The organism is Acidovorax sp. 210-6 (genome assembly GCF_010020825.1).
GTDB classification, from domain to species: Bacteria; Pseudomonadota; Gammaproteobacteria; order Burkholderiales; family Burkholderiaceae_C; genus Simplicispira; species Simplicispira sedimenti.
Genome location: NZ_JAACJE010000001.1, coordinates 3040924 through 3065535 on the forward strand (window position 1 = coordinate 3040924; position 24612 = coordinate 3065535).

Below are 24612 nucleotides of genomic sequence, written 5' to 3' on the forward strand. Positions count from 1 at the left end.
GCGAATTTTCCCCGATTCGGTGGACTCAACGGGGAGCCGAAGACAGTGCTGTCGCACCGCAAGGCGCCCCAACGACGTGAACCGTTTGAAGGCAAAACCGGTTCAGAGATACGGCGCCGCCAACGCATGGTGTCGCTGTCCATCGATGCCGCGCCGCTGCTCCAGCGCCAGCGCATGGCGCGAGGCGGGAAGCAGGTACACCAGCGGCCGGTGTTCATCCGAGAGTTCGATGCGCACCGGCAGGCCCGCCGTCTTGCGGTAGGCCTTGAGGTCATTGGCCAGGACGCCGTGCTGGGGCGGCACGGCGGCAGCGCCCTCGGTGTCGAAAATCTGGACGCACAGGTCGTGCGTGGCGCGGTCCACCTCCACCCACACGCCCCAGCCAAAGTAGTCGTCGCGGTGGGTGAAAGGCACGGGCAGCACGCAGCGGATGAAATGGCGCGTTTCGTCCAGGGTACAGAAGTCCGGGTTGAATCGGGCGCGGCGGTAGCGCTCCAGGTAGCCCAGCGCAAACACCGCGTCGGGCAGACCGCAGGCGATGTCGGTGAGCAGTTCGTCGTGCCATTGCCCGCACTGGGCGCACTGGAAACCGCTGCGTTCAGGGGGTGTGCGGGGTTTGGCCATGGCGCCCTCAGGTATGGCGGGCAAACGGGTCCACCAGCGAGGCCAGCGACACCGCACCGGGCTCCACCACGCCTGCCGCGCGGGGGGCGCTCTCGGGGGCGTCATTGACGGGGGTCAGCGGCAAGGGCTGCATGCGGCGGCCATAGATGCGCTGCACACGCTCGTCCAGCGTGGGGTGGCTGTCGAGCCAGCGCTCCAGCCCGCGCACGCCACCGGCATCGACCAGCAGCATGTGCTGCACGGCCGGGTGGGCCAGGCCGGTGTGGCCGCGCGCCTCGTACCCGGCGGGGGTGGCGCGGCGCTGCGCCATCACCTTGCGCAGCACGCCGCCCAGGCCATCCTTGCTGCGCGTCCATTGCACGGCGCGCGCATCGGCCAGGTGTTCTCGCTGGCGCGAGACGGCGGCCTTGAGCATGCGGCCGGTGAGCCAGCCGGCCAACCCGGCCAGCATGATGGCGCTGCCAAACCACCACGACAGGCCGGGGCGATCGCGCATTTCTTCGCCAAAGTTGTGCACCAGTTCCAGGCCGAACACCATGCCCGCCAGGCGCATCTTGAGGCGCGTGTCGCCCTCGTGCAGGTGGCTCAGTTCGTGCGCCACCATGCCTTGCAGTTCTTCGCGCGTGAGGTGGTCGAGCGCGCCCTGGGTGACGGCCACCACGGCGTCCGCTTCATCCCAGCCGGCGGCAAAGGCGTTGATGGCGTCGGTGCGCGGCAGCACCATGACCTGGGGGCGCGGCATGTGGGCGGCGATGCACAGCTCATCGACCACGTTGGCCAGGCGCTGTTCGGCGTGCGAGAGCGAGGCGCGCAGTTCGCGCGCGCCCACGCGCTGCGCCAGCTTGACGCCTCCGGCGCGCAGGTTCGACGTTTCCACCCACCAGCCGCCCAGCACCAGCAGCAGCGACACACCCACGTTGGCCGCCAGAAACCCTGCGGGGAACGGCAGGTGCACCGGCAGCAGCGCCGCCATCAGCCACCAGGCCAGCACCAGGGCCCCGTGCACGGCCAGCACCAGCACCGCCACGGCCAGCGCAAAGGCCAGCAGCAGGCGGCGCGTCTCGGCGCGGGCGTTTTGCTGGTGGTCCCAGAACTTCATGGCCGAAGCAGAAGGGTCGCTTCAAAACTTCACCTGGGGCGCCGCGCGCTCTTCGTCGCTGCGCGTTGCTTCGAGCATGGGCGCAGGCGTGAAGCCAAACAGCCGCGCCACGATGAGCGCAGGAAACTGCTGGGCCGCGTTGTTGAAGTCCAGCGCCTGATCGTTGAAGGCCTGGCGGGCAAAACCCAGGCGGTTTTCGGTGCTGGCCAGTTCTTCGCTGAGCGACTGCATGGTGGCGTCGGCCTTGAGCTCGGGGTAGGCCTCGGCCACCACCATCAGGCGCCCCAGGCTGCTGCCCAGCACGCCTTCGGCCACGGCCAGCGCACCCACGGCGCCGACGTTGGTGGGCGCGGCGCGCGCCGTGGCGGCGGCGCCCTGCGCCTGGCCGCGGGCCTGGATGACGGCCTCCAGCGTCGCGGCCTCGTGCTGCAGGTAGCCGCGCGCCACTTCCACCAGGTTGGGAATGAGGTCGTAGCGGCGCTTGAGCTGCACGTCGATCTGGCCAAAGGCGTTGGCGATGCGGTTGCGCAGTTCCACCAGCCGGTTATAGACAGCCACCGCCCACAGCCCGGCACCGGCCAGCAGCGCGAGCACCACCCAGCTTGTCATCGACATGTCCCACCTCCTTGTGTATTTGGAGGCATATCTTAGAACGTGTTCCTGGCGGACCGGACGATTCCGGATTTCAAGGTGCTTTTTGGCCTCTAGCGCCTGTCCATCAAGCGCTAGTAGCTATTGATTCAATAGCAATCAGGACAGACCCTTGTTGCGCATCCAGTCGGCGGTGTTGAAGAAGCTGGCCTTCAGGCGCGTGCGCAGCGCCTCGGGGGTGGCGCATTCGGCCATGGCCTGGTCCATGCAGGCGACCCACTGGTCGCGCTCTTTCACACCGATGGCAAACGGCATGTGGCGCGCGCGCAGGCGCGGGTGGCCAAAGCGGCTCTGGTAATGGTCCGGCCCGCCGAGCCAGCCGCAGAGAAACCAGAACAGCTTGTCACGTGATTCATCCAGCGTGCTGCCATGCGTGGCGCGCAGCGCGGCGTAGCCGGGCTCCAGGTCCATGAGGTCGTAAAAGCGGTCCACCAGGGCGCGCACGGCGGGCTCGCCGCCGATGCGTTCGAAGGGGGTGGGTTCGCTCGGGGTGTCTTCAGGATTCATGGCAAAAACAGGCTGCATGGCAATACCAAAAAGCGCCAGCAGCTATCAAAACAATAGTATTTCTACTCCGCCGCACGGCGCAGCGTGTCCACCACCGGGCGGCGCAGCACCTCGCGCAGCCCCCACCAGCCCGCCAGCAGGGCCAGCACGGCGCCCACCAGGCCACCGGCCAGGGGCACCAGGGGGGACGCCGTCCAGGTGAACTCAAAGGCGTAGCGCGCCAGCGCCCAGCCCACGGCCACGGCCACGGAGCTGGCCAGCACCCCGGCCAGCAGACCCACGCCCGCCAGTTCGGCCCGCTGCACCTGGCCCAACAGGCTGGCGCGGGCGCCCAGCGCGCGCATGATGGCGTATTCGCGGGCGCGTTCTTCGCGCGTGGCGGTCACGGCGGCAAACAGCACCACCAGCCCAGCGGCCAGGGTGAAACCGAACAAAAATTCCACCGCACGCACCACCTGGTCGAGCACGGTCTGCACCTGCGTGAGCGTGGCCCCCATGTCCACGTTGGTGATGTTGGGGAATTGGCGCACCAGGGCGTTGTCAAAGCCCGCCTGCTCAGGGGCGCGGTAGGCCGCCAGGTAGGTAAGCGGCGCATCGGGCACCTGCGCCACAGGGAACATGACGAAGAAGTTGGCGCGCATGGAGGCCCAGTCCACCTTGCGCAGCGAGGTGATGCGCACCTCGTGCTGCACACCCGCCATGTCAAAACGCAGGGAGTCGCCCAGCTTCAGGCCCAGCGTCTTGGCCAGGCCCTCTTCGACGCTGGCGCCGTCCTGTTCGCCGGGCGTCCAGCGGCCAGCCACCACCTGGTTGTGCGGGGGCTGCTCCTGGGCGTTGGAGAGGTTGAATTCACGCTCTACCAGGCGCTGGGCGCGGTCTTCGGTGTAGCTCTCGGGGGTGATGGCCCGGCCATTCACGGCGACCAGGCGGCCACGGATCATGGGGTACCAGTCGTAGCGGCGCACGCCCGCATCGTCCAGCGTCTGGCGGAAGGGTTCTGCCTGGTCGGGCTGGATGTTGATGACGAAGCGGTTGGGCGCGTCGGGCGGCGTGGCCTGGCGCCAGCTGGCGATGAGGTCGGTGCGCAGCAGCACCAGCAGCACCAGCGCCAGCAGCCCCACGGCCAGGCTGCTGACCTGCACCACGGCATAGGCCGGGCGCGCGGCGATCTGGCGCGTGGCCAGCACCAGCCAGCGCGGTGCGGTGGCCTCATTCACACTGCGGCGCAGCGCATGCACGGCCAGCCAGCTCAGCAGGGCAAACAGGCCCGCCGCCACACCAAAGCCCCCCACAGCGATGAGCCCCAGCCGGAGGTCGCTGCTGACCACCAGCAGCAGGGCCGCAAAACCCGCCACACCCAAGCCCAGCACGGCCAGCGAGGCCGGGCGCAGCGCGCCCATGTCGCGCCGGATGACGCGCAGCGGCGGCACCTGGGCCAGTTGCAGCACGGGCGGCAGGCCAAAGGCGGCCAGCAGGGTCAGGCCCACGCCCAAGCCCAGGCCCAGCGGCCACAGGCTGGGCGCGGGCAGCCCACTTTCCACCAGCCCGGCCAGCAGCAGCACGAACACATGGTGCACGCCATAGCCCAGCAGCAAGCCGGCCAGGCTGGCAGCCAGGCCCACCAGCAAGAATTCGACCGCGTAGCTGCCCGCAATGGCGCGCTGGCTCAGGCCCAGCACGCGCAGCATGGCCGATGCATCCAGGTGCCCGGCCGCAAAGCCGCGCGCCGCCAGAGCCACCGCCACGGCGGACAGCAGCGCGGCCAGCAGCGCCACGAGGCTGAGGAATTTCTGCGCACGCTCCAGCGTTTGCGTCATCTCGGGGCGGCCCGACTCGATGGATTCGAGCCGCACACCGCGCACGCCAGGGCGCTGCACCTCCTGCTCGGCCCAGGTGGTGAACTGGCGCACGGCCGCAGCTTCGCCGGCGACGGCAAAGCGGTAGGTCAGGCGGCTGGCCGGCTGCACCAGGCCGGTGGCGGCCACGTCGGCGGCGTTGACCATGACGCGCGGCGCAAAGGCCATGAAGCCTGCACCCCGGTCGGGCTCGATGACGATGATGCGCGCGATGCGCAGGCTCGCGTCACCCAGCAACAGCGGGTCACCCATGCGCAGGCCCAGCGCGTCGAGCAGTGGCGCATCGACCCAGACCTCCCCAGGCGCGGGAATATCGCGGGTGTTGGCGGAAGCGCCGCCGGGCGCTGCGGCCACCTTCAGGCTGCCACGCAGCGGGTAGCCCGGCTCCACGCTCTTGAAGGCCACCAGGCGGGCAGCGCCGCCAAACTCATCCCCGGCGCGCCCCATGGTGGGAAAGCCCACCGTGGTCACGGTCTGCAGGCCCAGGGCGCGGGCGCGTTCGACAAAGGCCGCGGGCGTGGCGTTGTCGCTGGCCACCACGGCGTCGCCGCCCAGGATCTGCAGTGCATCGCGCTGCAGCCCACCGTTCAGCCGGTCGGCAAAAAAGGCCACCGAGGTGAGCGCGGCGACCGCCAGCGTCACAGCCACGGCCAGCAGGCGCAGCTCGCCGGCGCGCCAGTCACGCCACAGGGTGCGCCAGCCCAGAGAGAAAAGGGAAACGTTCATCCGCGCTACCTTAGCGCAAGTGGGGGAAGTCACTCCCAGCGCATGGCCGCAATGTCGTGCACCACGATGGGGTAATTCATCCACACCCCGCGCAAGCCTTTGCGCGCCACCGTGGCGACCTGGGGCGCGAAGATCCACGCGTTGACGGCGTCGTCGGCCAGATGGCGCTGCATTTGCGCAAACAGGCGGCTGCGCTCGCGGGGGTTGCCCGCCAGCGCATGGCGCCCTGCCAGGTGGCGAAAGGCTGGGCTGTCGTAGCCGAAGTAGTAGTCGGGGTCGGTGTAGATGAGGTAGTCCAGAGATTCGACGTGGGTGATCAGCGTCAGATCGAACTGCCCCTTGAACACCCCGCCCAACCATTGCGACCATTCCACCATTTCTGTGCGCGCCTCAATGCCGACCTTGGCCAGATCGGCTGCGATGAGGGGGCCGCCCTCACGGGCATAGGGCGTGGGCGGGAGCGTCAGCGTCAGTCGCAGGGGCAAGGCCACGCCCGCCTCTTTCAGCAGGCCGCGCGCTCGCTCGGGGGAATAGGGGTACACGCCTGCCAGGTGCACATACCCCGGATCGGTGGGCGCAAAGTGGCTGCCAATGGCACGCGCCCGGCCTTGCAGTACCTTGCGGATAAAGGCTTCGCGGTCGATGGCATGGGAGATGGCCCGACGCACGCGCACATCGTTCAGGGGTGTGCGCCGGTGGTTGATGGCCACCATGCCCTTGCCCGTCGAAGATCCCACCAGCACCTGGTAGCGGCTGTCGCCCTGAAAGTGGCCTACGTCCTGCGTTGCCAGGTTGAAGAACAGGTCCATGGCCCCCGAACGGAACGCGGCCTCCTGGGCCTTGGGGTCTGGGATGAAATGGAACACCACACGCTCGATGGATGCCTGGGTCGGGTCGCGGTAGGTGTCGGCCCTGACCAGCGTGATGGATGTCCCACGGCTCCATTGCACGAAGCGGTAGGGGCCCGTGCCCACGGGGTGGCTGCTTGCCTGGGCAGCGCTGGCCGGGTGCAGGATCACCGCCGGGCCCTCGCCAAGGCGGAACAGCAAGTGAACATCTGGCCGCTCCAGGGCCAGCACCACGGTGTGGGCATCAGGGGTCTCGATGCGGGCGATGTTGTCGAACAAGGCCTTGCGCGCCTTGTTGGTGGAACCAGGGGCCTTGGCGCGCTCGAAGGTGAAGCGCACGGCCTGCGCATCCAACACCGCACCATCGTGAAAGCGCACCCCTCGCCGCAGCTTGAACACATGGACCAGGCCGCTGGCATCCTGGCTCCAGGATTGGGCCAGCAGGGGTTTGACCTGGCCGTTTTCCTCGATGCGGGTCAGACCCTCCAGCACGTTGTAGTGCACCACCTCGCCAATCGAAGCCGCGGCACCCATGGTGGGGTCCAAGCCATCGGGCTCCAAGGAGAGGCTGATGGACACCGATGATCCCGCACGCTGCTGGGCGAGTGCACCCCATGGCAAAGCCAGACACAAACCCAGCCCCACCATCCACGCGGCGAGCCACCCAGGAGCACGGAAGAAGTGGGACAAAGCGCTTGTTCCTTGACGATTTCGCCCAGATGCTCGCACAAAGCGAGTCAAGGCACACAAATGGCTACAAAGTGTGACATAGAATGAATTTTGCCCATTGGGCCCTGACCTCGCCTCTGGAGCCATGCCCTCACTCCGTGTTCTGCGCCAACGCAAAGCTCCCCCCTGGTTCTGGTGGGGGCTGGGGTTGGGGCTGCTATTGCTGGCGCTGGCGGTGTGGGCGCTGCTGTCCACCTACCGTGAGCGCGAGCAGCGCTTTCGCCATCAGGTCGAGGGGGAGTTGCAGGCCATCGGCCAGTTGCAGGTGCGCAGCGTGGCCGAATGGCGCGAGCGCCAGACCTCCCAGGCCATGGGACTGGCAGACGATTCGGCCTTTGCCCAACTGGTGGCGCGCTGGATCCAGCTTCCGGGGCTGGAACAAGAGGCCCCCGTGCGCGAGCGCTTGCGCATCCTGGAGGAGCGCTCGCTCTACACTGCGGCCTACCTGATGGACGCGCGGGGCAACTTGCTGCTGACATCCGGGGGCGAGGTTTTGGGCCTGGCTCCACAGGCCGAGATCAATGCCCTGACACGGGCGCTGGCCCAAGACGAGCCGGTATTGGTGGAGCCACGCGGCGATGCGTTCTTTGCCTTCCCGTTCTTCAGCGTGCTGGTGCCGCTCTACGATGGCTCCACCGCTCTGGGAGGCATCTGGCTGGTGAAAGACGTGCGTGCCACGCTCTACCCCATTCTGGATTTCTGGCCCACCCGCAGCCAGACTGCGGAGTCTTTTCTGGTTCAGCGCACCGGGGAGGAAGTGTTGGTACTCAGCCCACTGAAGCACCGCCCCGACCCTCCCATGACCCTGCGCCTGTCCATGTCGCACACCGACAACCCTGCCGTACAGGCTTTTTCGGGCAGCCGGGGCATTGTGTATGGACGCGATGACCGAGGCCAGCCCGTTCTGGCCGCCGTGAACGCCGTTCCGGATACGCCCTGGGTGCTGATCTCACAAGTCCATGTGGAAGAGGCCTTGGGCAACCATATGCAGCGCGAATGGCTGGCCCTGAGCCTGCCGGTGAGCCTGGTGGTGGTGCTGGCGGGCTTGGCCGCCACCTACTGGCAGTGGCGCGCACGTCGGCGAGAGAGCGCCCTCAAGCAGGAACTGGAACGCAACATGCGCTGGCTGGAAAGCGCCCAGCAGGCCGCCTCGGTGGGCTTTTTTGCCTGGGATGCGCAGAACCAGGAGTTTTTTCTTTCGCGCATCGCGCGCCAGATCTACGGCCTGCCCGCAACGGGCCGCATCGGGCTGCGCACCTGGGTGGATGCACTGCACCCGGACGACCGCAAGAGCGTGCTGGCACGGCACGGAAAATCGCTGGAAGAACGCCTGCCCTTGAGCGCACAGTACCGCATCGTGCGCCCCTGCGACCGGCAGCAGCGCTGGGTTCAGGTGTGGGGCGAGTTCGAAGGCCAAGCGACGCCGGGCAGCAATGCCTGGTTGACCGGAACCGTGCAGGACATTACCGAACGCAAGCAGACGGAGGAGCAACTCGCAAGCTACCGTGCCGCGCTGGAAACCCAGGTGCGCATGGACCCCTTGACCCTGGTGGCCAACCGCCGTGCGCTCGACGAAGCCCTGGCCAGCGAGTGCAAGCGGGCCCTGCGTGGTGGCGCGCCGCTGGCGCTGCTGATGATCGACGTGGACCACTTCAAGGCCTACAACGATCACTACGGCCACGTGCAGGGCGACCAGTGCCTGCGCCAGGTGGCCCAGGCGCTGTCAGCCTCCGTGGGGCGGGAGGGGGAAATGGTGGCCCGCTATGGCGGCGAAGAGTTTGCCGTCTTGCTGCCGCACACAACGCTGGAACAGGCTGTGGAACAGGCCGAGCGCGTACGCCATGCCATCAGCGCACTGGGATTGGCCCACGCTTGCGCGCCCAGTGGCCAGCATGTGACGGTGAGCATTGGCGTGGCCTGCCTTGAGCCCCACCACCACGCACTGGCGAACCCATCCGCCGACGTCGGCGTTGCAGCGCATGCGCTGCTGGAACAGGCCGACAGCGCGCTCTACGAGGCCAAAAAAGCAGGCCGGGACAGGGTGACCGCCTACACTGCGGCCCCGGCCCCACACGCCGTGGAGGCGTGAAACGCGTCAGGTGTTCTTGCTCACCGTGATGGTCGGAAACTTGGCTGAGAAATCCTTGGACTGCAAGGCAATGCGCGCTGCCACATCGCGCGCCACCTGACGGTAGATGCCCGCCGCCTCGCTCTGCGGATCGGCCACCACGGTCGGCTGGCCACTGTCGGCCTGCTGACGGATCTTCAGATCCAGCGGCAGCGCTCCCAGGTAGTGCATGCCCAGCTCCTGCGCCAGGCGCCGCCCGCCGCCCTCGCCAAAGATGTGCTCTGCGTGCCCGCAGTTCGAGCACACATGCACGGCCATGTTTTCCACCAAGCCCAGAATGGGCACACCCACCTTCTCGAACATCGTGATGCCCTTGCGTGCATCCAGCAGGGCAATGTCCTGCGGCGTGGTCACGATCACCGCGCCGGTAATGGGCACGCGCTGACTCAGGGTGAGCTGGATATCGCCCGTACCGGGCGGCATGTCCACCACCAGGTAGTCCACGTCCTTCCAGTGGGTCTGGCGCAGCAGTTGTTCCAGCGCCTGCGTCGCCATGGGGCCGCGCCAGATCATGGCCTGGTCCGGGTCCACAAGAAAGCCGATGGACATGACCTGCACACCATGGTTGACCAGCGGCTCCATCGTCTTGCCGTCCAGGCTGTCGGGCCTGCGGTCAATGCCCATCATCATGGGCTGGCTGGGGCCGTAGATATCGGCGTCCAGCAAGCCCACGGTCGCGCCTTCGGCGGCCAGAGCCAGCGCAAGATTCGCGGCGGTGGTGCTCTTGCCCACCCCGCCCTTGCCCGAGGCCACGGCCACGATGTTCTTCACACCGGGCAAGAGCTGCACGCCGCGTTGCACCGCATGGGCCACCACCTTGGTGACCACCTCGACCTGCACGCTGCGAACGCCCTCGACCGAGCGTGCCGCCGCTTCCAGGCTGGTGCGCAGCGCGGGCTCCTGGCTGCGTGCAGGGTAGCCCAGCTCCACCTGAAAAGACACTGCGTCGCCGTCGATGCGCAGATCGCGCAAGGCACGCGTGCTGACAAAATCCTTGCCGGTACCGGGGTCCTGCACGGCGCCCAGGGCCGCCATGAGCCCTTGTTCATTGATAGCCATCCGATGTACTCCTGTGGGTGCGGTAGTCTATCCAAGCGCCCCGCGACCCCACTGCCTGCATGACAATGCAGCCCCGCCCAATAGACCCGCCCAAGGAATCCCGTGAAGTTCAAGATGTCGCCCAACTCGCTGTTTGCCGTGCTGCTGCGCTCGCCGTGGTGGATCAGCTTTGCGCTGGTGGGCGTGCTCTCCTTGGCTGCGGTGGCCTTGCTGCCGCGTGACTATGCGTGGGCCGGTGCACTGGGCACCTTCCCGTTTTTTGTGGTCGGCTGCATGGCCGCCTGGCGCCAGTGGCGCGCGCCCAGCGCAGCGCGCGTGGCAGACATGCACGCCCAATTGCAGACCTGGCCCTGGCGCGCATTTGCCGATGCGCTGGAGGCCGCGTGGCGTGCCGACGGCCATGGTGTGGAACGCCTTGCCGCAGGCGGTGCGGCCGACTTCGTGCTGACCAAGGGCGGGCAGACGCTGCTGGCCAGCGCCCGGCGCTGGAAGGCTGCCAACCACGGCGTGGAGCCGCTGCGCGAGCTGCACGCCGCCATGCAGGTGCGCGGCGCCCAGGGCGGCCTGTACCTGCTGGCCCAGGGCAGCCTGAGCGACAACGCCCGCCTTTTCGCGCGCGACCACGGCATCACCGTGGTGCAGGGCGATGCACTGGCCGGTCTGCTGCTCGCAGCGCGCTGATCTGCGGCATCCGCGCAACGTCCATGGGGTTTCCCCAAGACCGGGGGCCCGCGCCCTCACGCACACTCGGGGCAGGCTCCGTCCATGCAGTCGCGTGTACCTGCCTGCCCCACCATGCCGCTGCCACCCACCGACCCATCCGCACCACGCACCGGGCTGCTGCTGACCGGCGGCGGCGCTCGTGCTGCCTATCAGGTGGGCGTGCTCGAAGCCATCGCTGATCTGCGCCTGGCCTGCGGTGCGGGCAAGGAGCCCAACCCGTTCCCCATCGTCACAGGCACTTCAGCCGGCGCCATCAACGCCGCTGCGCTGGCCTGCGGCGCCGACCAGTTCGACCGTGCGGTGCGCCGCATCGTGCGCGTGTGGAGCAACTTCCACGCGCACCACGTGTACCGCGCCGACTCCATCAGCGTGATGCGCAGCGGCGCGCGCTGGCTCACGCTGCTGTCGCTGGGCTGGGTGCTGGCGCGCTGGCGCCGCATGCGCCCGCGCTCGCTACTGGACAACGATCCTCTGGCGCACCTGCTCGTCAAGATGGTGCCGCTGGTGCGCCTGCCGCGCCTGATCCGCCAGGGCCACCTGCAGGCGCTGGCGGTCACGGCATCGAGCTACAGCTCGGGCGAGCACGTGACCTTCTTCGAAGCGGGCGAGCGCCAGGACCCCTGGGTGCGCTCGCAGCGCCGCGCCGTGCGCGACCGCATCACGCACGAGCACCTGCTGGCCTCGGCGGCCATTCCCTTCGTGTTCCCGGCCACGGCGATCGACATCGAAGGCCACATCGAATACTTCGGCGACGGCTCCATGCGCCAGTCGGCCCCCATCGCCCCGGCCATCCACCTGGGTGCCGAACGCGTGCTGGTGGTGGGCGCGGGCCGCATGCACGAGCCCAAGGGCGAAGTGACGGCCGCCCTCTCCACCGGCTACCCCTCGCTGGCGCAGATCGCGGGCCATGCGCTGTCGAACATCTTCCTGGACGCGCTCTGGGTGGACGTGGAGCGCATGCAGCGCATCAACCAGACGATCTCGCTGATCCCGCCCGAGGCGCGCGCGCACAGCGCGCTGCGCCCCATCGAGCTGTTGGTGATCGCGCCCTCGGAGCGCCTGGACGCGGTAGCTGCACGCCATGTCGCCGACCTGCCCGCGCCCGTGCGCACCATGCTGGGCGCGCTGGGTGTGTCGTCCAAGAACCAGGACGTGCGCAGCGCGGCGCTGGCCAGCTACCTGCTGTTCGAGCAGAACTACACGCGCGACCTCATGGCCCTGGGCCGGTCCGATACGCTGGCACAGCGCGCGGCCGTGTGCCGCTTCTTTGGCTGGACGGACACGGGCGCCGAGCTGCCCCAGCGCCCCAAGGCCTGACCTGGGCGCAGCGACCCAGGCACGCGCTCACTTCTTCAACCAACCTAAACCCTTGGCGTGCAAGCTCTGCACGTACAGGCGCTCGAGCGTTTCGGTGATGGCGGTGGTTTCGGGGTAGGCGCCCGTGGGGTCCTGCAGATCGGCCACGACTTTGCCGTCCTCGGTGAAGGCGATCACATGACCGTAGGCCTTGGGGATGGGCCACAGCGCGCGCGGCAGGCGCAACGTGAGCGCGCGCAGCCAGGGCTTGCCGGCCATGCCGTCGATGGTGGGGTTGCGCGGCTTGGCGAAGCCCAGCCAGATCTTGCCGTCCAGCCCGCGCATCAGGTTGTCGGGGTAGCCGGGCAGGTTGTCCAGCAGCACCTGGGCCTGTGCATTCCCCCCCTGGGCGATGTCGAGATCCTGCGCGCCCACGGCGATTTTCCAGACGCGGTACTTGCCGGTTTCGTTGACGAACAGGTGCTGCTCGTCGCTGCTCAGCGCCACGCCGTTGGCGAAGCTCAGGCCCCTGGCCACCACGCGCACGGCGCGGCTGGCGGGGTCGTACTCCAGCACGCGGCCGGTGGCGGACTGTTCCAGGATGTCGAGCACGCTGGCCTCGAAGGTGCCGCCCCAGTCCTTGGGCGCGAAGCGGGTGGAGGCGTCGCTGAGGTAGATCTTGCCGTTCCTGGCCACCACCACGCCGTCGGCGTAGCGGATCGGATCGTCGCCGATGCGGTCGGCCAGCACCTGCACCTGGCCCTGCGGCGAAACCGACAGCAGGCCCTTGACGGCATCGGCCGCGATGAGGTTCCCGGCCGCGTCGAAATCGAAGCCCAGCACCCGGCCGCCGGTGTTGATGAAGACCTCCTGCGCCGAGCCGTCCGGGCTCATGCGCAGGATGTTGCCGCTGAGCACCGTGGTGTAGAGCTTGCCGTCCTTGCCGATGGCGATGTGCTCGGGGCCGATCTCGCCGCGCAGGTCGATCATCTGCAGGTTCGCCAGGCGCTGGTTGGGTGCGTGCGGCCCTTGGTAGCCCGGCGCGGGCGGGGCCTGCCAGGCCACGGGGGCGATGGGCACGGGCCAGGCCAGCAGATAGGCCAGGCCGGCCACTACCACGGCGCCCAGGCCGATGAACAGCTTCTTGAACATGCGCGTCTCCTCCAGGGTGTTTCTGGCGCGCATTGTGCCCAGGGCTGCCAGCCCTTGCCCAGCCAGCGCTGACGCCTGGGCGACGGACCCGTAAAATTACAGGCTCCGCCAAAAAAGGCGAATCCGCTTTTGAGAGCCGCTCCCATGCCCGCACGCAAACTCTTCGTCACCACCGCCCTGCCCTACGCCAACGGCAACTTCCACATCGGTCACATCATGGAATACATCCAGGCCGACATCTGGGTGCGCACGCAGCGGCTGCTGGGCAACGAGGTGAACTTCGTCGGCGCCGACGACACGCACGGCGCGCCGATCATGATCGCCGCCGAGAAGGCCGGCAAGACGCCGCAGCAGTTCGTGGCCGACATCGCCGCCGGTCGCAAGCAGTACCTCGACGGCTTTCACATCGAATTCGACAACTGGCACAGCACCGACGCCCCCGAGAACCACCAGCTAGCGCAGCAGATCTACCTGGACCTCAAGGCCAACGGCCTGATCGAGACGCGTACCATCGAGCAGTTCTTCGACCCCGAGAAGAACATGTTCCTGCCCGACCGCTTCATCAAGGGCGAGTGCCCCAAGTGCCACGCCAAGGACCAGTACGGCGACAACTGCGAGGTCTGCGGCGCCGTGTACGCGCCCACCGACCTCATCAACCCCTACTCTGCCCTCTCAGGTGCCAAGCCGGTGCTCAAGCACTCGGAGCACTTCTTCTTCAAGCTGTCGGACCCGCGCTGCGTGGCCTTCCTGGAAGACTGGACGCAAGACGGCCGCCTGCAGCCCGAGGTGGCCAACAAGGTGCGCGAATGGTTCACCGTGCGCACCAACCCCGACGGCACGCAGAGCGAGGGCCTGGGCGACTGGGACATCTCGCGCGACGCACCCTACTTCGGCATCGAGATCCCCGACGCGCCGGGCAAGTATTTCTATGTGTGGCTGGACGCGCCCATCGGGTATCTCGCCTCGCTGAAGAACCTGCTCGACAAGCGCGGCCAGGACTACGAGGCCTACATGGCCGACCCGCAGCTCGAGCAGTACCACTTCATCGGCAAGGACATCGTCACCTTCCACACGCTGTTCTGGCCCGCCACGCTGAAGTTCAGCGGCCGCAAGGTGCCTGACTCGGTGTTCGTGCACGGCTTCCTCACGGTGAACAACGGCGAGAAGATGAGCAAGAGCCGCGGCACCGGCCTGGACCCGCTCAAGTACCTGGGCCTGGGCATGAACGCCGAGTGGCTGCGCTACTACCTGGCCACCAAACTGAGCAGCCGCAACGAAGACATCGACTTCAACGCCGAAGACTTCATGCTGCGCGTCAACAGCGACCTGATCGGCAAGTACGTCAACATCGCCAGCCGCGCGGCGGGCTTCATCAGCAAGCGCTTTGGCGGCCAGCTCGGCGAAGTGTCTGCCGACGGCGACGCACTGCTGGAGCACCTGCGCACCGTGGCGCCCACCATCATCGAGCTGCTGGCCGAACGCGAATACGGCAAGGCCCTGCGCGAAACCATGCTGCTGGCCGACCGCGTGAACGCCTACGTGGACCAGAACAAGCCTTGGGAGCTGGCCAAGCAGGAGGGCATGGAAGGCCGCCTGCAGGACGTGTGCACCACCTGCATCGAGGCTTTCCGTCTGCTCACCATCCTGCTCAAACCCGTGCTGCCGGCGCTGGCCGCTCAGGTCGAGGCCTTCCTGAAGGTCGCGCCCTTCACCTTCGCCGACGCGCAGACCGCGCTCGGCAAGGGCCATGTGATCGGCGAGTACAAGCACCTGATGCAGCGCGTGGACGCGAAGCAATTGGAGGCACTTTTTGAGCCTCCAGCCCAGGCAGATAAAGCGCAGGAAGCTACTGAAACCGTAGCACCCGGCGGCGAGGAGCTGGCCCCCACCATCACCATCGACGATTTCGCCAAGATCGACCTGCGCATCGCGCAGATCGTCAACTGCGAGGCCGTGGAAGGCTCCACCAAGCTGCTGCGCCTCACGCTCGACGTGGGCGAAGGCCGCACGCGCAACGTCTTCAGCGGCATCGCCAGCAGCTACCAGCCCGCCGACCTGGTGGGCAAGCTGACCGTAGTGGTGGCCAACCTGGCCCCGCGCAAGATGAAGTTCGGCGTCTCCGAGGGCATGGTGCTGGCGGGCAGCCATGCGGACGAGAAGACGAACCCCGGCATCTATGTGCTGAACCCGTGGCCCGGCGCCCAGCCTGGCATGCGCGTGCGCTGACTTCAGCGAGCCGAACACACACGGCTTGCCACTGGCTGACAACCCGGCCTAGCCGGGCTACGGACTTACGGCAATTGCAGCGCCGCACGCGCGGCCTACACTGGGGTGCCGAATGAACCATCCAGCCCCCCAGCGCACGATCCGCACGCACGACCACTGCCCCTGCAGCCCGCCAGCACCGTTGCACTGATCGCCTCGATCCCTGGTTGCACCGGTCTGGAGTTGTCTGCATGTCTGTCTCGTTCGCCTTCCGCCCACGCATTCTGGATGCCCTCAAGGGCTACACACGTGCCCGCTGGTTTGCCGACATGGGCGCGGGCATCACCGTGGGCATCGTGGCGTTGCCGCTGGCCATGGCCTTTGCCATCGCCAGCGGGCTCAAGCCCGAAGCGGGGTTGTGGACGGCCATCATCGGGGGCTTTCTGGTCTCACTGCTGGGCGGCACCAACGTGCAGATCGGCGGGCCCGCAGGTGCCTTCATCGTCATCGTCTATGGCATCGTCGAGCGCCACGGTGTGGCGGGGCTCCTGATCTCCACCACCTGCGCGGGCCTGTTGCTGTTTGCGCTGGGCTTGCTGCGGCTGGGCAACCTGGTGCGCTTTGTGCCGGTGAGCATCGTCATTGGTTTCACCAACGGCATTGCGGTGCTGATTGCGCTGTCACAGGTGAAGGACGCGCTCGGTCTGTCCATCACCAAGATGCCCGGTGACTTTGTCGCGCAGGTACAGGTGCTGGCGCAGCACATCGGCAGCATCAACCCCTACGCGCTGGGGCTGACGATCGCCTGCCTGGGCGGGCTGTTCCTGTGGCCCGTGCTGTTCGTGCGGCACAACCGGCTGGTACTGCGCCTGGCCGATGGAAAGACCGTGCGCTCGTTTGCACGCATTCCCGCCCCGGTGGTGGCCTTGGTCTCGCTCACCGCAGTGGCCAGCTTCATGCACATGCCGGTAGAAACCATTGGCACACGCTTTGGCGGCATTCCGCAAAGCCTGCCCGGCATCGAACTGCCGACCTTGTCATGGGACACTGTGCGCCAGCTCTTGATTCCCACGCTGACCATCGCGCTGCTGGGCGCCATCGAGTCGCTCCTGTGCGCGCGCGTGGCCGACCAGCTCGCCACGGGCGAACACCACCGCAAGCACGACCCCAACCAGGAACTGATGGCGCAGGGCGTCGCCAACTTTGTGGTGCCGTTTTTTGGCGGTATGCCGGTCACGGGCACCATTGCGCGCACGGTGACCAACCTGCGCTCCGGTGCCACCTCGCCCATCGCGGGCATCGTGCACGCCGCCACGCTGGGCGCCATCGTGTTGCTGGCTGCACCGCTGGCGCTGCACATTCCGCTGGCGGTACTGGCAGGCATCCTGCTGTATGTGGCCTGGAACATGGGCGAGTGGCACGAGTTTGTGCGCCTGCGGCATTTCAGCAACCACTACCGGCTGCTGATGCTGGGCACCTTCTTCCTGACCGTGGTGTTCGACCTGACGGTGGCGGTAGAGGTCGGCCTGGTATTGGCCTGCGTGCTGTTCGTGCGGCGCATGAGCGCGCTGTTCCGCGCCGACCCCTTGCCGCTGGATGCAGAAGCACCCAGCACACGCCTGGGCTGGAGCCTGCACGGCGCACTGTTCTTTGGCGCGGCCGCCAAGATCGACCCTCTGGTGCAGGCCATCGAAGCGGCGCCACACGGTGTGCAGGTGACGCTGGACATGCGCCACCTGTTTGCGCTGGACACCACCGGCCTCGACGGCCTGGAGCAAATCCTCAAGGCGGTGGCCCAGCGTGGCGGCCACCTGACGGTACACGACCCACAGGAGCAGGCACGCTCGCTGATGGAGCGCTCGGGCTTCATCGCCAAGCTGGCCGGGCAGGGCCCGCCCACAGCGCCCGGCTCAGGACAGGAGCCGCTGTCGGGTACTGCCTAAGGCCGCAGCAGCCACGTAGGCGGCGGGCGCGGCCACAGGCTGCGCTGCGGCGGCATCTGCATCCACCTGAAACACAGCCACCGCCTGCACCAGCTCCTGGGCCTGGGTGCTCAAACCGGTGGCAGCAGCAGCAATCTGCTCCACCAGCGCGGCGTTCTGTTGCGTCACATGGTCCATCTGGGCAATGGCCTCGCCAATCTGGGCCACGCCCGAGCGCTGCTCTGCGCTGGCGCTGCTGATCTCGCCGACCAGGGCCGTGACCCGGCGAATGGACTGCACCACTTCCTGCATGGTGGCGCCTGCCTTGTCCACCAGCTCCGAGCCCTGCGCCACGCGCTCCACGCTGGCAGAGATCAGGCCCTTGATCTCGCGCGCGGCCTCTGCGCTGCGCCCGGCCAGGGCGCGCACTTCGCTGGCCACCACGGCAAAGCCCCGGCCCTGCTCGCCTGCGCGGGCGGCTTCCACAGCGGCATTCAGGGCCAGGATGTTGGTCTGGAAAGCAATGCCGTCGATCACGCCGATGATGTCGGCGATCTTCTGGCTGGAGGTGTTGATGTCGCGCATGGTATCCACCACCTGCCCCACCACGGCACCGCCACGCTCGGCCACAGCGCTGGCGTCGCGCGCCAGGGTGTTGGCCTGCTGGGCGTTGTCGGCGTTGTGCACCACCGCCTCGCGCAGGTCTTGCATGGAGGCCGAGGTTTGTTGCAGCGCACCGGCCTGGGCCTCGGTGCGGTTGGACAGGTCCATGTTGCCTTGCGCGATCTCGGTGCTGCCGCCCAGCACGTTTTGCGCCCCGTGGCGCACATGCGTGACCACACGCGCCAGCCCGCCCTGCATGTCCTTCAGGGCCAGCAGCAGCTGCGCCACCTCGTTGCGCCCCTGCGCCGCAATGGGCTCCCGCAGGTTGCCTGCGGCCACCGAACGGGCCACGCGCACTGCCTGGCGCAAAGGTCCGGTGATGGAGCGAATGATCCACCAGGCCAACAAGCCCCCCAGCACCATGACCACCAGCGTGGTGGCCAGCAACATGCCGCGCACGCTGTTGGCAGCGCGCTCGGTGGCGCCCGTGGCCTGGCCGAGTTGCTGTTGCTGCTGCAGCAGCAGGGCGTCCATGGCGCTGAAATAGGCCTGCTGGGCAGGGTGCATCTTGGCCACCAGCAGATCCTTGGCGTCAAACACCTGGCCTGAGCCCGCCAGCTCCTGGGTTTCGTTCTGCAGCGGCTCGTAGGCCCTGCGCGCAGCCTGCACCTGCTGCAGCGCGGCCTGCGCAGCGCTGTCGTCCGCCAGGAGCTTTTCCAGCTCGCCAAAGCGCTGGTCGATGCGCTTTTGCACGCGCTCTATGCTCTGCGCCTCGGCCAGGATGGCGGCGGTGTCGCTCATCAAAATCATGTTGCGCACGCTGCTGGAGATGGTCTGCACATCTTCCTTGATGGCACTGCCCACCACCATGCGCGGAATGCGCGCGTTGGCCACGTCACCAAACAGCCCGGTCATGGTGGACACCTGCACCCAGACCACCGCCACCATGGCAAGAATCATCAGGCCCAGGACCCCAAAACCCAGCTCCAGCCGGGTGGAAATCCGCAAATCATCGATGCGCATGGTGTCATCCTCCTGGCGGTACGCACCGCCCCATGTGTGCAAAGCCGCCACGGCCACCCATCACGGCGGCCAGGGGCTCCCTGCAGGCTCTCTCAGAACCTGTGTTCAGCGGCGAAAGCGCCCGCCAGTGCCGACGATGGAAAGATCGGCAAAGTCCAGCCCCGTGTGGTCGCTGGGGCTGTAGTCCAGCACCAGGCCGCCCAGGTCGAGGCGGCCCAGGTTGTCCAGCGCCTGGTGCAGGCTGGCGCGGCTCGGCTTGGCGCCCGCGCGGCGCAGGCCCTCGACCAGCACCTTGGCCGAAGCAAATCCTTCGAGCATGGCGGGGCTCACCTCGTCCACCCCCTTGGCCTTGGCCAACTGGGTGGCCTCCTTGACCAAGCCAAAGTTCAGGCTGGCAGGCATGACCTGGCTGACGATGACGCCCTGCGCCTGGTCTCCCAGCAGCTTGATGAAGCCCCCGGAGGCATTGTTGGACAACGTGAGGTACTGCCCGCCCACACGGGCCGCCTTGAGGCTGCGGATCCCCTCCACCACCGCGGTGCCCGAGCCGATGATGAGCACGGCCTGCGGCTCCGCCGCCTGCAATGCAGGCAACAGCGGCGCAAAGTCGGGCTTGGTGCGGTCGAACTTGGCCACGGCCACGGGCTCCAGCCCAGCCGCCTTGAGGCCGTTGCGCGCGCCCTGCAAACCGTCGGCACCGAAGCTGTCGTCCACGTGCACCACCGCCACTTTGCGCACGCCAATGGACGTGAGGTGCGCCATGGCGCGCTCGGCCTCGCGCTGGTAGGTGGCGCGCACATTGAAGATGTAGGGCTTGACCGGCTGGTGCAGCACCATGGCACCGGTGGACGGACCAATGAGCGCCACCCGATGCTGCTCCAGCACCGCATTGATGGCCTCGGTGTGCGGTGTGCCCCGGCTCATGAACAGGGCCAGCACGCCACGCTCCTCGATCAGGGTGCGGGCATTGGCCTCGGCCTTCTCGACGTCAAAGGCGTCGTCCAAGGTCATGATTTCGATCTTCTCGCCGCCCACGCCGCCCTTGGCGTTGACATGGTCCAGGTAGAGCTGCGCACCCTGCATGGATTCCTTGACCGTGGCCGCCACCGCTCCGGTGACGCCCACGGTCTGCCCGATGCGCAACTGCGCGAAGGCGGCGCTGGCAGCCAGGGCCAGCGCACACGCCACCACCAGGGTTTTGACGTGCGGCGCGGTCATGGCTACATCATCCCCAGCATGCGCGGGAACCACAGGCTCAGGCCCGGCCAGTAGGTGACCACCGCCAGGAAGCCCAGCATGGCCAGCAGCCAGGGCCAGACGGCCACCGTCAGCTCGGTGATGCCCATCTTGGTGATGCCCGAGGCCACGTACAGGTTCAGGCCCACCGGCGGGTGGCACATGCCCACCTCCATGTTCACCACCATGATGATGCCGAAGTGCACCGGGTCAATGCCCAGCTTCATGGCCACCGGGAACAGGATGGGTGCGAAGATCAGCACGATGGAGGACGGCTCCATGAAGTTGCCCGCCAGCAGCAGGATCACGTTCACGGCCAGCAGGAAGGTGATGACACCCAGGCCATTGCCCAGCATCCAGTCGGCCAGGGCCTGCGGGATGTTCTCGTTGGTCATGATGAAGCTGAACAGCACCGCGTTGGTGATGATGTACAGCAGCATGGCGCTCATGTTGGCCGAATTGAGCAGCACCTTGGGCACATCCTTGAGGCCCATGTCCTTGTAGATGAACACGGCCACAAAGAAGGCGTACACCGCGCTCATGGCTGCCGCTTCCGTGGGGGTGAAAACGCCAGCGTAAATACCGCCCATCACGATCACGATCAGCAGCAAGCCCCAGGCCGATGCGCGGAAGGCTTGCCAGCGCTCGCCCCAGCTGGCCTTGGGCAAGCGCGGGTAGTTGAACTTGCGTGCACGCCAGTAGGTCACCCCACCGAGCACACCCGCCAGCGCCAGACCCGGTACCACGCCAGCCATGAACAAGGCGCCCACCGAGGTGTTGGTGGCCACCGAGTACATCACCATCACGATGGAAGGCGGAATCAGGATGCCCAAGGCGCCCGAGGTGGTGATCACCCCCGCACCGAACTTGTTGGGGAACCCTGCCTTGACCATGGCCGGCAGCAGGATGGAGCCTATGGCCACCACCGTGGCCGGGCTGGAGCCCGACACCGCCGCAAACAAGGCGCAAGCCAGCACGCCGCCCAGCCCGAGGCCGCCGTACCAGTGGCCCACCATGGCGGTGGCGAAGTTGATCATGCGCCGTGCCACACCGCCGTGGGTCAGGAAGTTGCCCGCCAGGATGAAGAACGGGATCGCCATGATCTCGAACTTCTCGATGCCAGTGAACAGCTTCAGTGCCACCGACTCCAGCGGCACGTGCGTAAAGCCAAACAGGAAGGTCAATACCGTCAGGCCCAACGAAATCGAGATGGGCATGCCGGTGAGCATGAGCACCAGCAGGATGAGGAAGATGATGGTGGCATTCATTTCTGGCCCCCTTCCTTGTGGGCAGTGTCTGCGGGGTGCAGGTTGTCTTTCATGGCGTAGGGGTTGATGTCCTGCGCGGCAGCTTCTTCTGCACTCTCTTCCAGTCCGTCCACATGACCATGGTCGTGGTGCGGCAGTTCACCCGTACGGATGAAGCCCACCAACACCTGCAGAAAACGGAAGCACATCAGGCTGGTGCCCAGCGGTATGGCGCTGTACACAACCCAGGTGGGCCACTCCAGGTCGGGGGTGGTGGGGCCTTCGATCAGGTCGTCCACCGGCAGGCCGAAGAGCTTGTACAGCCCGTAGTGCGCCCCGTTCTCCCACACGAAGTGCGAGCCCAGGTAGGCCACGATGGCGGTGAACACAGCCCCCGCCGCCAGGCCAAAAATGATGAACTTGCCGCGGTTGGCATCGCTCAGGCGGTTGATGAGCACATCGACCCCCACGTGGATGCCGGTGCGCACCCCGTAGGCCGCGCCAAACTTCGCCATCCACACAAACATGATGATGGTCAGCTCCTGCGCCCAGGTCATGTTGATGGACAGCAACCAGTCCTGCACGCCCGGAATGGCAAAGCCAGCCCCGTAGCGGTGCAGCACCGCGAGAAAAACGATGAGCGTGGCTCCGCCCATCAGGAAGGTGATAAACCACTCTTCCAGGTGATCAAGAAATTTCATGGGAATTCTCCAGGGGAGAGCGTTGTGTGGCCCACCGTTGCGTGGCGGCAAGCCATGCAGTCAATTTGGCACACGGAACATGGGGTGCGCCTGGCGGCGGCGGTGTAACTGCACACCGCCGCCGACTTGTCACAGGATCAGAGCTTGGCCGGGTCGAAGCCGGTCGCCTTGTACACCTCTTGGATGGTTTCCTTGCCCACGCGGCTGGACATCTTTTCGTGCACGGGCACCAGGGCCTTCTTCAGCGCCGTGCGTTCTTCCTTGGTGGGGGTGTAGATGGCGGTCTTGCCGCTCTTCTTCACACCTTCGAGCGCCTGGTCGTTGTCGTCCTGGGCGATCTGGTTGGCGTAGAAGGTGGCCTGCTTCATGGCCTGGTTCAGTTGGTCACGCACATCGGCAGGCAGGCCGTCCCAGAACTTCTTGTTCACGATCACGGCGTAGCCCAGGTAGCCGTGGTTGGTCAGGCTCAGGTGCTTTTGCACCTCGTGCATCTTCTGGGTGTAGAAGTTGGAAGGCGGGTTCTCGGTGCCATCGACCACGCCCGTCTGCAGCGCCTGGTAGGTTTCGCCAAAGGCCATGACCTGGGGAATGCCACCCAGGGCGCGGATCTGCTCCTCGATCACCTTGGACGACTGGATGCGGTACTTCATGCCCTTGTAGTCGGCCACGCTCTTGAGCGGCTTGTTGGCCGAGAAGACCTTGAAGCCGTTGTCCCAGTAGGCCAGACCGGTGATGCCGCGGGCCTCCAGCTTCTTGAACAGCTTTTCGCCCACGGGGCCGTTGGTGACCTTGTGCAGGGCATCGCGGTCGTCAAAGATGAAGGGCAGGTCGAACACCTCGAACTCCTTCACGCCCAGCGGACCAAACTTGGCCAGCGAGGGGGCCAGCATCTGCACCGAGCCCATTTGCAGGGCTTCCATTTCTTCCTTGTCCTTGTACAGCGCGCTGTTGGCGTACACCTCGACCTTGACCTTGCCACCCGTCAGCTCTGCAGCCTTCTTGGCAAAGAACTCTGAAGCCTTGCCCTTGGGTGTGTCCTGGGCAACCACATGGCTGAATTTGATGACGATCTGCTGGGCCTGGGCCACCGTGGCACCAAACGCCACCAGCGCGCACACGAGTACCTTTTTCACCGGAAATTGCATGACTGACTCCTTGGATGGAAACGGATGACAACGGAGCGCACTGTAGGCCGCATGTCACGGCTTTGTAACTGTGGCGTTCCACAGCTAGGGTTAACCCGCGCTTTTGCTGACCAGCAGGGCGTGCACCCTGTCGATCCACTGGCGTCCGATGCGCCCTTGCAGACCCAGTGACACCTCCTGCGTCGCCTGGCGCAGGCGCTGGCGCTGGTCTTCGTCGGGCACATGGATGCGTGTGCCCCCGCTCAGGCGCAGATGCGCCAGGGCCTCGTCGTTCTCGTACTGGGCAATGGTGTTGCCCCAGTCCAGCGCCTCGGCCATGGCCTGCCGGACCAGTGCACGGTCGGCCTGGGGCAGGTGGTTCCAGAAGCGCTGGTTCACCACCACGCAGTAGCCCAGGTAGCCATGGCGGGTCAGGCTCAGGTCGGTCTGCACCTCGTGCATGCGCTGCGTCCAGAGGTTGGACACCGGGTTCTCCGTCCCGTCCACCACACCCGTGGCCAGGGCACGGCGAGTTTCGCCAAAACCCAGCACCACCGGCTTGGCGCCCAGGGCGCGCATCTGGTGGGCAATCACGCGCGAGCTCTGGATGCGCATGCGCAGCCCCACAAAATCCTGGGGGGCCAGCAGCGGGCGGTTGGCACTCATGTGCTTGAAGCCGTTGTCCAGGTAGCCCAACCCCACCATGCGCTGGCGCTCCAGCGCAGCGAGCAGCTCCCTGCCAATGGCGCTGTGCATCACGCGGTGCACCTGCGCCTTGGAGTCGAACAGGAACGGCAGATCGAACAGCTCGAACTCCGGGAAGCCCACGCGCCCGAACTTGGACAGCGAAGGGGCCAGCATGTCCACCGCCCCCAGTTGCAGCGCCTGGATCTCATCGGCGTCGCCAAACAGCGCCGAGTTGGGATAGATGACCACCTGGATACGCCCCTGGCTGAGCGACTGCACGCGCTCGCGAAAGCGCTCCAACGCCAGGCCTTTGGGCGTCTGCCGCGCCACCACATGGGACAGACGGATGGTCACCACCCCTTGCGCAGCCCCCAGCGCAGGGACACCCGCCAAGGCCAGTGCCTGCAAACAACGGCGGCGAGGAATGGCGGCGGCGCGCATGGCCGGTATTATGGCCACGCTGCCC

General features: G+C 66.8%; 19 protein-coding genes. 5 read left to right on the forward strand and 14 right to left on the reverse strand.

The annotated features are described in order from the left end of the window. Nucleotides 1-102: 102 nt before the first annotated feature. The 6 genes from GWK50_RS14135 to GWK50_RS14160 form a co-directional block, all read right to left on the reverse strand. Complete coding sequence (locus GWK50_RS14135) at nt 103-624, reverse strand: DUF2199 domain-containing protein (protein ID WP_162017017.1); 522 nt, start codon at nt 622-624, stop codon at nt 103-105. 7 nt (nt 625-631) lie between these two features. After that, nucleotides 632-1723, reverse strand: coding sequence for a M48 family metalloprotease (locus GWK50_RS14140; RefSeq protein ID WP_162017018.1), 1092 nt, complete (start codon nt 1721-1723; stop codon nt 632-634). 21 nt (nt 1724-1744) lie between these two features. After that, entirely contained in the window at nt 1745-2338 is a 594-nt protein-coding gene (locus tag GWK50_RS14145) for a LemA family protein (RefSeq protein WP_162017019.1), read from the reverse strand. Between the two features lie 135 nt (nt 2339-2473). After that, nucleotides 2474-2881, reverse strand: coding sequence for a group II truncated hemoglobin (locus tag GWK50_RS14150; RefSeq protein WP_162017020.1), 408 nt, complete (start codon nt 2879-2881; stop codon nt 2474-2476). A gap of 62 nt (nt 2882-2943) precedes the next feature. After that, on the reverse strand, nt 2944-5463 hold the full coding sequence (locus tag GWK50_RS14155; protein ID WP_162017021.1) for an FtsX-like permease family protein: 2520 nt from the start codon (nt 5461-5463) through the stop codon (nt 2944-2946). A 29-nt stretch (nt 5464-5492) separates the two neighbouring features. After that, on the reverse strand, nt 5493-7001 hold the full coding sequence (locus GWK50_RS14160) for an ABC transporter substrate-binding protein (RefSeq protein ID WP_242455385.1): 1509 nt from the start codon (nt 6999-7001) through the stop codon (nt 5493-5495). Between the two features lie 124 nt (nt 7002-7125). Between GWK50_RS14160 and GWK50_RS14165 the strand changes: the two genes are divergently transcribed. Continuing rightward, entirely contained in the window at nt 7126-9129 is a 2004-nt protein-coding gene (locus GWK50_RS14165; protein WP_162017022.1) for a diguanylate cyclase, read from the forward strand. A gap of 6 nt (nt 9130-9135) precedes the next feature. On the opposite strand, the gene apbC is transcribed toward GWK50_RS14165, so the two are convergent. Beyond that, nucleotides 9136-10227 carry an iron-sulfur cluster carrier protein ApbC gene (gene apbC / locus GWK50_RS14170; protein WP_162017023.1) on the reverse strand — a complete coding sequence of 364 codons (1092 nt, stop codon included), beginning with the start codon at nt 10225-10227 and terminating at the stop codon, nt 9136-9138. Between the two features lie 114 nt (nt 10228-10341). Here apbC and GWK50_RS14175 point away from each other — a divergent pair, with 114 nt between their 5' ends. Together GWK50_RS14175 and GWK50_RS14180 are read left to right on the forward strand one after the other, a co-directional pair. Beyond that, nucleotides 10342-10908: a restriction endonuclease gene (locus GWK50_RS14175; protein ID WP_162018126.1), complete on the forward strand. Its 567-nt coding sequence runs from the start codon at nt 10342-10344 to the stop codon at nt 10906-10908. 114 nt (nt 10909-11022) lie between these two features. Then, nucleotides 11023-12267, forward strand: a complete 1245-nt coding sequence (locus tag GWK50_RS14180; RefSeq protein ID WP_162017024.1) for a patatin-like phospholipase family protein — start codon at nt 11023-11025, stop codon at nt 12265-12267. 27 nt (nt 12268-12294) lie between these two features. Here GWK50_RS14180 and GWK50_RS14185 read toward each other — a convergent pair whose 3' ends face one another. Next, nucleotides 12295-13398: an SMP-30/gluconolactonase/LRE family protein gene (locus GWK50_RS14185; protein ID WP_162017025.1), complete on the reverse strand. Its 1104-nt coding sequence runs from the start codon at nt 13396-13398 to the stop codon at nt 12295-12297. 144 nt (nt 13399-13542) lie between these two features. Here GWK50_RS14185 and metG point away from each other — a divergent pair, with 144 nt between their 5' ends. Continuing rightward, nucleotides 13543-15624: a methionine--tRNA ligase gene (metG, locus tag GWK50_RS14190; protein WP_162017026.1), complete on the forward strand. Its 2082-nt coding sequence runs from the start codon at nt 13543-13545 to the stop codon at nt 15622-15624. 230 nt (nt 15625-15854) lie between these two features. Continuing rightward, a complete protein-coding gene (locus GWK50_RS14195; protein WP_162017027.1) occupies nt 15855-17546 on the forward strand; it encodes a SulP family inorganic anion transporter in 1692 nt (563 codons plus the stop codon). On the opposite strand, the gene GWK50_RS14200 is transcribed toward GWK50_RS14195, so the two are convergent. From GWK50_RS14200 to GWK50_RS14225, 6 genes are all read right to left on the reverse strand, one after another. After that, nucleotides 17514-19151 carry a methyl-accepting chemotaxis protein gene (locus GWK50_RS14200; RefSeq protein ID WP_242455386.1) on the reverse strand — a complete coding sequence of 546 codons (1638 nt, stop codon included), beginning with the start codon at nt 19149-19151 and terminating at the stop codon, nt 17514-17516. The genes GWK50_RS14195 and GWK50_RS14200 overlap by 33 nt on opposite strands. 105 nt (nt 19152-19256) lie before the next feature. Next, complete coding sequence (locus GWK50_RS14205; protein WP_162017028.1) at nt 19257-20369, reverse strand: ABC transporter substrate-binding protein; 1113 nt, start codon at nt 20367-20369, stop codon at nt 19257-19259. A 2-nt stretch (nt 20370-20371) separates the two neighbouring features. After that, nucleotides 20372-21655, reverse strand: a complete 1284-nt coding sequence (locus GWK50_RS14210; RefSeq protein WP_162017029.1) for a TRAP transporter large permease subunit — start codon at nt 21653-21655, stop codon at nt 20372-20374. Further along, complete coding sequence (locus GWK50_RS14215; protein WP_162017030.1) at nt 21652-22335, reverse strand: TRAP transporter small permease; 684 nt, start codon at nt 22333-22335, stop codon at nt 21652-21654. The genes GWK50_RS14210 and GWK50_RS14215 overlap by 4 nt, the downstream gene beginning before the upstream one ends. A 137-nt stretch (nt 22336-22472) precedes the next feature. Continuing rightward, nucleotides 22473-23480: a TRAP transporter substrate-binding protein gene (locus tag GWK50_RS14220; RefSeq protein ID WP_162017031.1), complete on the reverse strand. Its 1008-nt coding sequence runs from the start codon at nt 23478-23480 to the stop codon at nt 22473-22475. 90 nt (nt 23481-23570) lie between these two features. Further along, a complete protein-coding gene (locus tag GWK50_RS14225; RefSeq protein ID WP_162017032.1) occupies nt 23571-24587 on the reverse strand; it encodes a DctP family TRAP transporter solute-binding subunit in 1017 nt (338 codons plus the stop codon). Nucleotides 24588-24612: the final 25 nt, after the last annotated feature.